Origin of the sequence: Streptomyces sp. NPDC005866 (genome assembly GCF_040629895.1) — a bacterium.
Lineage (GTDB): Bacteria > Actinomycetota > Actinomycetes > Streptomycetales > Streptomycetaceae > Streptomyces.
Genome location: NZ_JBEXWP010000011.1, coordinates 134,034 through 145,018 on the forward strand (window position 1 = coordinate 134,034; position 10,985 = coordinate 145,018).

Consider the following 10,985-nt stretch of genomic DNA (forward strand, 5'->3'; position numbering starts at 1 on the left):
GGACCTCAGCAACCGAAGTTGATGAGATCGAACGTGGCGTAGTGGTCGGAGGTGTAGTAGTCCTCCTGAGACTGCTTGCCGGTGACGATGCGGCGGGCACCGCGGGTGGAGGAGCCGGGCGTCTTGACCGTGTATTCGTGGTAGTAACCGGACGACTGGCTGGGCAGGACTCCTTCCTGGTTCCGGAAGACGGCGCCGTCCTGCGAGTACGGGAAGGGGCCGCCCGACGCGATCAGGTCGAGAGTGTCGTACGCCTGCGACGGCAGGTTGCTGTAGCAGATACTGCCGACCGCGGCGGAAGCCGGGGTGGCGGCGACGGTGCCGCCCACGAGGAGCGCGGACAGGAGAGCGGCGGCGGCGCCGATGCGTGTTGCGCGTGGGGGGAATCTCATGGCACTCATGATGACGCGCGTAGAGCGTGTCATGTCAATGACAACTCCGCAGATTTTCCCCTCAAGTCTCGTGAGTTTTCGGGGAGTTAACTTGGCATGCCGTTTCATGGCGCCTGCACGTACGCGTCGCCGGAGCTCTCGCGCAGGGGCGCGACCAGCCGGAAGTCCGGTCCGCGTTCAGCGGGATCTCCGGCTCCCTGCCACAGCGAACAGCGCGAACGCCAGCACGATCAGTGCGACGCTCGCGTAGACGCCGTAGCCGTCGAGGAAGCCGAGCCGTTGCAGCAGGCCCACGTGCCAGTGGGTGAACTCGTGCAGCAGGCCCAGCGCACCCTGCACCAGAGCGACGAATCCGAGCAGTTCCAGCAGCTGTTTCACAGCACGACTCTCGCCCCGCGGCTTCCCCGCGTGCCATCGGCCACGGGGCGAGTCGTGCCCACCGGAAGTCTGTCCGCACGCGCGCGTGGCGCATCGAAAGTCCACCCGAGCCCAACTTTGGTCGACGATCCCGTGCGCGAGGAGGTGGCACGGGCCGGTCCTGCGTAGATTCGTCGACCGTGAGCGGTGACATCTCGATACGGACGTTCGAGCGGCGACGGTGGCTCTTCCCGTCCGCCGTCATCCATGAACTCGATCCCGACGCCGGCCCGGCCGGCCGGCGGCCCCGGCGCACCGCGCGCGACTGGTTCGTCGACTTCAGCTGTTTCCTGCTCGCCGTCCTGCTGGGCGCGGCCGCCGCGAACACGATGCGGCAGGACCCGAACGTCTCGCACGGTCTGGCGGTCGCCGACCAGCTGATCGGCGGTCTGGCCTGCGGCGCGGTCTGGCTGCGTCGCCGCTGGCCGATGAGCCTGGCCATAGCGATGGTGCCGGTCGGCTTCGTCTCCGACACCGCGGGCGGCGCCGCCATGGTCGCCCTCTTCACCGCGGCCGTGCACCGCCCGTTCCGGTACGTCGCCTGGATCGCCGGCGCCAACCTCGCGGTCATCCCGTTCTTCTACTGGCTGCGGCCCGACCCCGACCTGCCCTACCTGGCCGTCGTCGCCCTCGTCATCCTGTTCATCCTCCTGGTCACCAGCCTCGGCATGTTCGTCCGCTCCAAGCGGCACCTGATGCTCAGCCTGCGCGACCGGGCCCGGCGGGCCGAGACCGAGGCCGGGCTGCGCGCCGAGCGGGCCCAGCGGCTCGCCCGGGAGGCCATCGCCCGTGAGATGCACGACGTCCTCGCCCACCGGCTGACCCTGCTCAGCGTGCACGCCGGGGCCCTGGAGTTCCGGCCCGACGCACCCCGGGAGGAGATCGCCCGGGCGGCCGGGGTCATCCGGGAGAGCGCCCACGAGGCCCTCCAGGACCTGCGCGAGATCATCGGCGTCCTGCGCGCCTCCGACGGCGACGAGGCGGGCCGGCCGCAGCCCACGCTGGCGGGACTCGACGCGCTGGTCGCCGAGTCCCGCCAGGCCGGCATGAAGGTCACCCTCGACAACCACGTCGGCGACGCGGCAGCTGTCCCCGCCTCCGTGGGCCGTACCGCCTACCGCATCGCGCAGGAGGGCCTCACCAACGCCCGCAAGCACGCCCCCGGCGCCGAGGTCACCGTCCACGTCACCGGAGCCCCCGGCGAGGGCCTGGACATCACCGTGCACAACCCCGCCCCCGAGGCCGAGGCCCCGCACGTCCCCGGCTCCGGCCAGGGACTGATCGGCCTGACCGAACGCGCGACGCTGGCCGGGGGACGGCTGGAGCACCGGGCCACCGGCGACGGCGGCTTCGAGGTGCGGGCCTGGCTGCCCTGGGCCGCCGCCTGAACGACCACGTGATGCCGTACCCGCGTGATTACGTAGGAGCCATGACCGCGATCAGACTGCTGCTCGTCGACGACGATCCCCTGGTGCGGGCGGGGCTGTCCCTGATGATGGGCGGCGCCGGGGACATCGAGATCGTCGGGGAGGGCGCCGACGGCGGCGAGGTCGAGGCGCTCGTCGACCGCACGCACCCGGACGTCGTCCTGATGGACATCCGAATGCCGTCCGTGGACGGACTCACCGCCACCGAACGGCTGCGCGCGCGTGCGGACGCCCCGCAGGTCGTCGTCCTGACCACCTTCCACGCCGACGAACAGGTGTTGCACGCCCTGCGCGCGGGAGCCGCCGGGTTCGTCCTCAAGGACACCCCGCCCAGCGAGATCGTCGACGCGGTGCGCCGGGTCGCGGCCGGTGACCCCGTCCTGTCGCCCGCCGTCGCCCGCCAGCTGATGCGGCACGCGGCGGGAACCCAGGCCGACACCCGGCAGGCGCGCGCGCGTGAGCGGCTCGCCGCCCTCAACGACCGCGAACGCGAGGTCGCCGTCGCGGTCGGCCGGGGCCTCGCCAACGCCGAGATCGCCACCGGCCTCTTCATGAGCGTCGCCACCGTCAAGACCCATGTCTCCCGCATCCTGGCCAAGCTCGGCCTGAACAACCGCGTCCAGATCGCGCTGCTGGCGTACGACGCGGGACTGCTGGAGGAGTAGGGCACCACTCGAGCGCCCCGAGCGTTCTCCGGATACGGGACGGCCTCGGGGACCTCCTGAAGGGGGAGTACAGCATGCAGGTGACCGACCTCGGCGAGTACGGCGAGGGTCTGCGCACGGACCCGCACACGGTGTACGCGCGGCTGCGCGAGCGCGGCCCGGTGCACCGGGTGCGATGGCCGCTGCCCGACACGTACCACGAGACATGGCTGGTCGTGGGGTACGGGGAGGCCCGCGCGGCGCTCGCCGACCCCAGACTGGCCAAGGACACCGAGAAGGCCGGCTTCAAGTTCCTCGACGAGGAGAAGATCGGCAAGTACCTTCTGGTCACCGACCCGCCCCAGCACACCCGGCTGCGCGGGCTCATCACGCGCGCGTTCACCGCCCGCCGGGTGGCCGGACTGGAGCCGCGAATCCAGGAGATCACCGACCGGCTGCTCGACGAGATGCTCCCGCGCGGCCACGCCGACCTCATCGACGCCCTCGCCTACCCCCTGCCGATCACGGTGATCAGCGAACTGCTCGGTGTCCCCGAGCTGGACCGCGCGCGCTTCCGGAAACTCTCCAACGAGGTGGTCGGGTCCGCCCGTCCGAGCAGCGAGTACGACGCGTTCGTCGAGCTCGCCGACTATCTGAAGGAGCTCATCGAGGACAAGCGGTGCGGGGGCCCGAGCGGTGACCTGCTCAGCGACCTGATCCGCACCACCGCCGAGGACGGCGACCGGCTCTCCGTCGAGGAACTGCGCGGCATGGCCTATGTGCTGCTGATCGCCGGCCACGAGACCACCGTCAACCTGATCGGCAACGGCGTCCTCACCCTGCTCACCCACCCCGCCCAACTCGCCGCCCTGCGCGCCGACATGACCCTCCTGGACGGCGCGGTCGAGGAGATCCTGCGCTGGGAGGGCCCGGTGGAGAACGCGACGTACCGGTACGCCGCCGAGCCCCTGGAGATCGCCGGCACCGCCATCGACCGGGGCGACCCCGTGATGATCGGCCTCACCGCCGCCGACCGCGACGGTGCCCGCTACCCCGAGCCCGACCGCTTCGACATCCGCCGTGACAACCGCGGCCACCTCGCCTTCGGCCACGGCATCCACTACTGCCTGGGCGCACCCCTGGCCCGCCTGGAGAGCCGTATCGCCCTGCGCTCCCTCCTGGAGCGCGCCCCGGACCTGGTCCTGGACGGCCCGCACGGGGAGTGGCTGCCGGGCACGCTGATGAGAGGGGTGCGGAGCCTTCCGGTGCGCTGGTAGCCGCGGGCGGCGGTCAGGTCAGGCCGGCCGGCCGGGGATCTCCGCGAGTGCCACGGGTCTTCGCTCCTGCCGGGAGACCTCGCAGGCCTCCGCGATCCGCAGGGCCTGGAGCGCCTCGCGCCCGTCGCAGGGGTTGGCCAGTTCGCCGCGCACCACGTCGACGAAGGCGCACAGCTCGGCTTCGTAGGCGGGTCCGAACCGCTCCAGGAAGCCGGGCCACGGCTTGTCCGCGGGCGGCGGCCCGGTCGGCTCGGTCGAGGCCACCGGCGTACGGTCGTCCAGGCCGACCACCACGGTGTCCCGCTCCCCGGCCAGCTCCATCCGCACGTCGTACCCGGCGCCGTTCAGCCGGGTCGCGGTGGCCGTGGCCAGCGTGCCGTCGTCCAGGGTGAGCAGGGCCGCGCCGGTGTCCACGTCACCGGCCTCGCGGAAGATGGCGGGCCCGGCGTCCGAGCCGGTCGCGTACACGTCGATGACCTCGCGGCCGGTCACCCAGCGCAGCACGTCGAAGTCGTGGATCAGCGTGTCCCGGAACAGCCCGCCGGACAGCGGCAGCCACTCCGGCGGGGGCGGGGACTGGTCGGAGGTCAGCGCCCGCACGGTGTGCAGCCGTCCCAGCCGGCCCGAGCGCACGGCCTCCCGGGCGCCCGCGTACCCCTTGTCGAAGCGCCGCTGGAATCCCATCTGCAGCACCGTCCCGGCGTTCTCCACCTCGGCCAGGGCGTGCAGCGTGCCCGGCAGATCGAGGGCGATCGGCTTCTCACAGAAGACCGGGAGCCCGGAGCGTGCCGCCCGGCCGATCAGGTCGGCGTGCGCCGACGTCGCCGTGGTGATCACCACGGCGTCCACGCCCCACTTGAAGATCTCGTCCGCCCCGGGCGCCGCCGTCTCCCCGAGGCGGTGCGCCAGATCCTGGGCCCGCGCCGGATCCACGTCCGTGAGGATCAGCGACCCGACCTCGCGATGACGGCTGAGCGTGTTCGCGTGAATGGTGCCGAGGCGGCCCGTACCGATGACCCCGATGCGCATGGGAACAAGGTGCGGGTGCACCCCGCGCGCTGTCAATCCATATGTCCGGACAATCGGACTACACAACTTCCCGTCAACCCGTCACGGGGATACGCTCGGGCCCGTGCCGAAACCAGATGTGGACCCGACCCAGACGCTCGACCTGAGCGTGGACCGGAACTCGCCGGTGCCGTTGTACTTCCAGCTCGCGCAGCAGCTGGAGGCGGCCATCGAGCACGGCTCGCTCACCCCCGGCAGCCTGCTGGGCAACGAGATCGAGCTCGCCGCGCGGCTCGGCCTGTCCCGCCCGACCGTCCGTCAGGCCATCCAGTCCCTCGTCGACAAGGGCCTGCTCGTCCGTCGCCGGGGTGTCGGCACCCAGGTCGTGCACAGCCAGGTCAAACGCCCCTTGGAGCTCAGCAGCCTCTACGACGACCTGGAGTCGGCCGGCCAGCGCCCCGCGACGAAGGTGCTGGTCAACACCGTCGTCCCGGCATCCGCCGAGGTCGCCGCCGCACTCGCGGTCGCCGAGAACACCGAGGTGCACCGCATCGAGCGGCTGCGGCTGGCGCACGGCGAGCCGATGGCGTACCTCACCAACTACCTGCCGCCGGGCCTGATCGACCTGGACACCGGGCAGCTGGAGGCGACCGGCCTCTACCGCCTGATGCGGGCGGCCGGGATCACCCTGCACAGCGCCCGCCAGTCCATCGGGGCGCGCGGCGCCACGGCCGCCGAGGCCGAGCGGCTCGCCGAGCCGGAGGGCGCCCCACTGCTCACCATGCGGCGCACCACGTACGACGACACCGGCCGCGCCGTCGAGTTCGGCGACCACATCTACCGGCCGACCCGCTACTCCTTCGAGTTCCAGCTGCTCGTGCGGTCCTGAGCGCCACCCGGTTTCCGACGCTCTGTTAGTAGCAATGTCCGGACAATGCGACCGCAGAGTGCCCCCGCTGCCGTCAGGCGTGTACCCCATGTTCGATACTGAGGCTTTTGGGGCGGGCGAGGTCGCCGTCGGTAGTCACCCACGGTGAGCTCGCCCGCCCCTCTCGCACGTATGAGCACGGCAAGAAGGGCACGGCCTCGTGGCACGGTTTCGGACCTGGGTGGGCATCGCGGTGGCGGGGGCGCTCAGCGTCTCCCTCGCCGGATGCAGCAGTACCGGCGGCAAGCGGGCGGAGGACGCCCGGAACGCCGCGGCGGCCCAGGGCAGGGCGGCGGTGAACACCCCCCGCTGGTCCTTCGCGATGATCACTCACTCGGGAGACGGCGACACCTTCTGGGACATCGTGCAGAGCGGTGCCGAGCAGGCCGCCCGCAAGGACAACATCGACTTCCTCTACTCGCACGACGACGAGGCCCAGCAGCAGGCGCAACTCGTGGACGCGGCGGTCGACAAGAAGGTCGACGGCATCATCGTCACCCTGGCCAAGCCCGACGCCCTCAAGGCGGCCGTGGCCCGCGCCGAGAAGGCCGGTATCCCGGTGATCACCGTGAACTCCGGCTCCGCCGAGTCCAGGGCGTTCGGCGCCCTCACGCACATCGGCCAGGACGAGACCGTCGCAGGCCAGGCGGTCGGTGACGAGCTGAACAAGCGCGGCAGGAAGAAGGCCCTGTGCGTCCTGCACGAGCAGGGCAACGTCGGTCACGAGCAGCGCTGCGCGGGCGTCGCGAAGAACTTCGACGGCCAGGTCGAGAACCTCTATGTCAACGGCACCAACATGCCCGACGTGCAGTCCTCCATCGAGGCGAAGCTCCAGGCCGACCGGTCGGTCGACGCGGTCGTCACCCTCGGGGCGCCCTACGCCGACACCGCCGTGAAGGCGAAGACGGACGCGGGCAGCACGGCCGAGGTCGACACCTTCGACCTGAACGCCAAGGTCGCCGCCGAGCTGAAGGACGGCACCCTCGGCTTCGCCGTGGACCAGCAGCCGTACCTCCAGGGCTACCAGGCGGTCGACCTGCTGTGGCTCTACAAGTACAACGGCGACGTCCTCGGCGGCGGGCAGCCGGTGCTCACCGGCCCGCAGATCGTCACCAAGGAGCAGGCGGCCGCGCTGGCGAAGTACACCGAGCGGGGCACCCGATGAGCGCCACCATGGAACGCACTCTTGATGAAAGGTTTCTGCGGACCTCTCCGCTGCGGAAGCTCCTCTCCCGTCCGGAGCTGGGCTCGGTCGTCGGCGCCGTCGCCGTCTTCCTCTTCTTCGCCGTGGCCGCCGACGGCTTCCTGCGCGCGACCAGCATCAGCACGGTCCTCTACGCCTCCTCGACGATCGGCATCATGGCCGTCCCGGTGGCACTGCTGATGATCGGCGGCGAGTTCGACCTCTCCGCGGGCGTCCTGGTGACGTCGTCCGCCCTCATCTCCTCGATGTTCAGCTACCAGATGACGGCGAACACCTGGGTGGGCCTGGGAGTGTCGCTCCTGGTGACCCTCGCCATCGGCGCCTTCAACGGCCTCGTGCTCACCCGCACCAAGCTGCCCAGCTTCATCGTCACCCTCGGCACCTTCCTGATGCTGACCGGCATGAACCTGGGCTTCACCAAGCTCATCGACGGCACGGTCTCCACGAAGGCGATCGCCGACATGGAGGGCTTCCCGTCCGCCCACGCGGTCTTCGCCTCGACGCTCACCATCGGCGGAGTCGACTTCAAGATCACGATCCTCTGGTGGCTCGCCCTGGTCGCGATCGCCTCCTGGATCCTGCTGCGCACCCGCGCCGGCAACTGGATCTTCGCGGTGGGCGGCAACCAGGACGCCGCCCGCGCGGTCGGCGTCCCCGTCGCCAAGACCAAGATCGGCCTCTACATGGGCGTGGCCCTCGGCGCCTGGATCTCCGGCCAGCACCTGCTCTTCTCCTACGACGCCGTCCAGTCCGGCGAGGGTGTCGGCAACGAGCTGATCTACATCATCGCGGCCGTCATAGGCGGCTGCCTGATCACCGGCGGCTACGGCAGCGCGGTCGGCTCGGCGGTCGGGGCGCTCATCTTCGGCATGACCAGCAAGGGCATCGTCTTCGCCGAGTGGAACCCCGACTGGTTCAAGTTCTTCCTCGGAGCGATGCTGCTCCTCGCGACCCTGCTCAACACCTGGGTCCGCAAGCGCGCGGAGGCCGCCGCATGACCCTCGTCCAGCTGACCGACGTCAGCAAGCACTACGGCACCGTCCGCGCCTTGGAGGGGGTCTCCCTGGAGGTCCACGCGGGCGAGATCACCTGCGTCCTCGGCGACAACGGGGCCGGCAAGTCCACCCTGATCAAGATCGTCGCGGGCCTGCACCGGCACGACGGCGGCAGCCTGCGCATCGAGGGAGAGGAGACGACCCTCGCCTCCCCGCGAGAGGCCCTGGACCGCGGCATCGCCACCGTCTACCAGGATCTGGCGGTGGTCCCGCTGATGCCGGTGTGGCGCAACTTCTTCCTCGGCTCGGAACCCCGCAAGGGCCTCCTCAAGCGCCTGGACGTCGACTTCATGCGCCGCACCACCCACGCCGAGCTCCTCCGCATGGGCATCGACCTCCGCGACGTCGACCAGCCCATCGGCACCCTGTCGGGCGGCGAACGCCAGTGCGTGGCGATCGCGAGGGCGGTCCACTTCGGCGCGAAGGTCCTGATCCTGGACGAGCCGACCGCGGCACTGGGAGTGAAGCAGTCGGGTGTGGTCCTGAAATACGTGGCGGCGGCACGGGACCAGGGCCTGGGTGTTGTGTTGATCACCCATAACCCGCATCACGCGTATCTGGTGGGCGATCGCTTCGTGCTGCTGAAGAGAGGCACGATGGTTGGCACCCACACACGTGACGGGATCTCGCTCGACGAGCTGACCGCCCAAATGGCAGGCGGAACCGACCTAGAGGCGCTACGCCATGAACTGCAGCGTGCGTAGTCGGCGGCCAGCACCCCAAAAAAGGGCGCGGGGCGTATCGATGTGCGGCTCCGCCGTCGGGTCGCGACCGGCCACGACGCACCCGCACCCGGCAACGGCGCGTACCCCTCCTTATCTCCCCCGAACGGCACTCCACACCAGCGTGCGGCAGAATCTAGCCCGATGAGCACCTATCGCGACCTCACCGCCCCCATAGGCTCCCGCCGAGCCCCCGTCCTGCGAACGGTCGGCACAAGGGAGCGCCGGTCCCACCTGACGGCCCCCCGTGTCCCCACGGTCGGTATCGACATCGGCGGCACCAAGGTCATGGCGGGCGTAGTGGACGCCGACGGCAACATCCTGGAGAAGCTCCGCACGGAGACCCCGGACAAGTCCAAGAGCCCGAGGGTCGTCGAGGACACGATCGTCGAGCTGGTCCTGGACCTGTCCGACCGGCACGACGTGCACGCGGTCGGTATCGGCGCCGCCGGCTGGGTCGACGCCGACCGCAACCGTGTGCTGTTCGCCCCGCACCTTTCCTGGCGCAACGAACCGCTGCGCGACCGCCTCTCCGGCCGGCTCTCGGTCCCCGTGCTCGTCGACAACGACGCCAACGCCGCCGCCTGGGCGGAGTGGAGGTTCGGCGCCGGCCGCGGCGAGGACCACCTGGTCATGATCACTCTCGGCACCGGCATCGGCGGCGCCATCCTGGAGGACGGCCAGGTCAAGCGCGGCAAGTACGGCGTCGCCGGTGAGTTCGGCCATATGCAGGTCGTGCCCGGCGGCCACCGCTGCCCGTGCGGCAACCGGGGCTGCTGGGAGCAGTACAGCTCCGGCAACGCGCTGGTCCGCGAGGCCAGGGAGCTGGCCGTGGCCGACTCCCCGGTGGCGTACGGGATCATCGAGCACGTCAAGGGCAACATCAACGAGATCACCGGCCCGATGATCACCGAGCTCGCCCGTGAGGGCGACGCGATGTGTATCGAACTGCTCCAGGACATCGGCCAGTGGCTCGGTGTCGGCATCGCCAACCTCGCCGCCGCCCTCGACCCCTCCTGCTTCGTGATCGGCGGTGGCGTGAGCGCCGCCGACAACCTGCTGATCGGCCCCGCGCGGGACGCCTTCAAGCGCCAGCTGACCGGCCGCGGCTACCGCCCCGAGGCCCGGATCGCGCGCGCCCAGCTGGGCCCCGAGGCCGGCATGGTCGGCGCCGCCGACCTCGCCAGGCTGGTCGCCCGCCGCTTCCGGCGCGCCAAGCGGCGCCGGGTCGAGCGGCACGAGCGCTACGAGCGGTTCGCGGAGGCCCGCCGCACCCGGGACACCGCATGACCGCTTCGCTGCCCCGCCAGGCCGTGCCCCCGGACGAGCCGCACCGCCCGCCGGAGACCCCGGGCCACAAGGCCCGCCGCCGGGCACTCACACTGCTGATCATCGTGCTGCTCATCGGCGTACCCGCCGGCTATCTGGTGATCTCCGCCAACCAGAGCCGCAACAGCGGCAAGGACAAGGAGTCCAAGTACTCGGCGACCGGCCTCAGCCAGGGCTGGCCGTCGAAGGTGCAACGGCGCCTCTACCAGGTGCCGGTCCCGCACCCGGCGGACAAGATCGCGTACTACGAGACGAACAACTGGAGGACCAGCCGTCTCTACGTCCAGTTCCGCACCAACAGCGCCGGACTGGACAGCTTCCTGGAGGGCATGGGCGTCAACCGGGGCGATCTCAGGAAGGACGACATCAGCATCAGCACCCGCGACCAGAAGGCCACCGGCTGGAAGTTCACCGGCCCCGGCCCCTGGTCCGACCTGACGCACACCCAGAAGAACCCGGCGCCCACCCAGGACGTGGTCGTGAACACGGCCGACCCGAACTACCCGATGATCTACGTCGTCTCACGCACCGTGCCGTAAAGACAGCGCCCGGACGGTCGCCGGGACCGATTGTCAGACCCCG

The 10,985-nt window shown here is 70.6% G+C and carries 12 protein-coding genes; 9 read left to right on the top strand and 3 right to left on the bottom strand.

Translation table 11 applies throughout. From position 1 onward, the window contains the following. Positions 1 to 5: 5 nt before the first annotated feature. Both ABZ396_RS18515 and ABZ396_RS18520 read right to left on the bottom strand, forming a co-directional pair. A complete protein-coding gene (locus tag ABZ396_RS18515) occupies positions 6 to 392 on the bottom strand; it encodes a ribonuclease (RefSeq protein WP_358926588.1) in 387 nt (128 codons plus the stop codon). Positions 393 to 569: 177 nt separating this feature from the next. Further along, entirely contained in the window at positions 570 to 770 is a 201-nt protein-coding gene (locus ABZ396_RS18520) for a hypothetical protein (protein WP_358926589.1), read from the bottom strand. A 179-nt stretch (positions 771 to 949) separates the two neighbouring features. Between ABZ396_RS18520 and ABZ396_RS18525 the strand changes: the two genes are divergently transcribed. From ABZ396_RS18525 to ABZ396_RS18535, 3 genes are all read left to right on the top strand, one after another. After that, positions 950 to 2,197: a histidine kinase gene (locus ABZ396_RS18525; protein ID WP_358926590.1), complete on the top strand. Its 1,248-nt coding sequence runs from the start codon at positions 950 to 952 to the stop codon at positions 2,195 to 2,197. A gap of 41 nt (positions 2,198 to 2,238) precedes the next feature. Beyond that, positions 2,239 to 2,901 (top strand): response regulator transcription factor, encoded by a 663-nt coding sequence (locus ABZ396_RS18530; RefSeq protein WP_358926591.1) that lies wholly within the window; start codon positions 2,239 to 2,241, stop codon positions 2,899 to 2,901. 74 nt (positions 2,902 to 2,975) lie between these two features. Beyond that, complete coding sequence (locus ABZ396_RS18535; protein ID WP_358926592.1) at positions 2,976 to 4,157, top strand: cytochrome P450; 1,182 nt, start codon at positions 2,976 to 2,978, stop codon at positions 4,155 to 4,157. A gap of 18 nt (positions 4,158 to 4,175) precedes the next feature. Here the strand turns inward: ABZ396_RS18535 and ABZ396_RS18540 are convergent, their stop codons facing one another. Next, the gene (locus tag ABZ396_RS18540) at positions 4,176 to 5,186 is read right to left on the bottom strand and encodes a Gfo/Idh/MocA family oxidoreductase (RefSeq protein ID WP_358926593.1); all 1,011 of its coding nucleotides are present in this window, start codon (positions 5,184 to 5,186) and stop codon (positions 4,176 to 4,178) included. A gap of 118 nt (positions 5,187 to 5,304) precedes the next feature. Between ABZ396_RS18540 and ABZ396_RS18545 the strand changes: the two genes are divergently transcribed. From ABZ396_RS18545 to ABZ396_RS18570, 6 genes are all read left to right on the top strand, one after another. Next, the gene (locus ABZ396_RS18545; RefSeq protein WP_358926600.1) at positions 5,305 to 6,054 is read left to right on the top strand and encodes a GntR family transcriptional regulator; all 750 of its coding nucleotides are present in this window, start codon (positions 5,305 to 5,307) and stop codon (positions 6,052 to 6,054) included. Positions 6,055 to 6,253: 199 nt separating this feature from the next. Continuing rightward, positions 6,254 to 7,258 carry a sugar ABC transporter substrate-binding protein gene (locus ABZ396_RS18550; RefSeq protein WP_358926594.1) on the top strand — a complete coding sequence of 335 codons (1,005 nt, stop codon included), beginning with the start codon at positions 6,254 to 6,256 and terminating at the stop codon, positions 7,256 to 7,258. Beyond that, positions 7,255 to 8,295, top strand: a complete 1,041-nt coding sequence (locus ABZ396_RS18555) for an ABC transporter permease (RefSeq protein WP_358926595.1) — start codon at positions 7,255 to 7,257, stop codon at positions 8,293 to 8,295. The genes ABZ396_RS18550 and ABZ396_RS18555 overlap by 4 nt, the downstream gene beginning before the upstream one ends. Continuing rightward, positions 8,292 to 9,056, top strand: a complete 765-nt coding sequence (locus ABZ396_RS18560; protein WP_358926596.1) for an ATP-binding cassette domain-containing protein — start codon at positions 8,292 to 8,294, stop codon at positions 9,054 to 9,056. The genes ABZ396_RS18555 and ABZ396_RS18560 overlap by 4 nt, the downstream gene beginning before the upstream one ends. A gap of 162 nt (positions 9,057 to 9,218) precedes the next feature. Beyond that, the gene (locus tag ABZ396_RS18565; protein WP_358926597.1) at positions 9,219 to 10,364 is read left to right on the top strand and encodes an ROK family glucokinase; all 1,146 of its coding nucleotides are present in this window, start codon (positions 9,219 to 9,221) and stop codon (positions 10,362 to 10,364) included. Continuing rightward, complete coding sequence (locus ABZ396_RS18570) at positions 10,361 to 10,942, top strand: sugar kinase (RefSeq protein ID WP_358926598.1); 582 nt, start codon at positions 10,361 to 10,363, stop codon at positions 10,940 to 10,942. The genes ABZ396_RS18565 and ABZ396_RS18570 overlap by 4 nt, the downstream gene beginning before the upstream one ends. The last annotated feature ends 43 nt before the right edge of the window (positions 10,943 to 10,985 follow it).

Bases quoted from the DNA above. Each gene is read 5' to 3' on its own strand.
- ABZ396_RS18515 (WP_358926588.1), bottom strand. From the start codon at position 392: ATGAGATTCCCCCCACGCGCAACACGCATCGGCGCCGCCGCCGCTCTC.
- ABZ396_RS18530 (WP_358926591.1), top strand. From the start codon at position 2,239: ATGACCGCGATCAGACTGCTGCTCGTCGACGACGATCCCCTGGTGCGG.
- ABZ396_RS18535 (WP_358926592.1), top strand. From the start codon at position 2,976: ATGCAGGTGACCGACCTCGGCGAGTACGGCGAGGGTCTGCGCACGGAC.
- ABZ396_RS18540 (WP_358926593.1), bottom strand. From the start codon at position 5,186: ATGCGCATCGGGGTCATCGGTACGGGCCGCCTCGGCACCATTCACGCG.
- ABZ396_RS18555 (WP_358926595.1), top strand. From the start codon at position 7,255: ATGAGCGCCACCATGGAACGCACTCTTGATGAAAGGTTTCTGCGGACC.
- ABZ396_RS18560 (WP_358926596.1), top strand. From the start codon at position 8,292: ATGACCCTCGTCCAGCTGACCGACGTCAGCAAGCACTACGGCACCGTC.
- ABZ396_RS18565 (WP_358926597.1), top strand. From the start codon at position 9,219: ATGAGCACCTATCGCGACCTCACCGCCCCCATAGGCTCCCGCCGAGCC.
- ABZ396_RS18570 (WP_358926598.1), top strand. From the start codon at position 10,361: ATGACCGCTTCGCTGCCCCGCCAGGCCGTGCCCCCGGACGAGCCGCAC.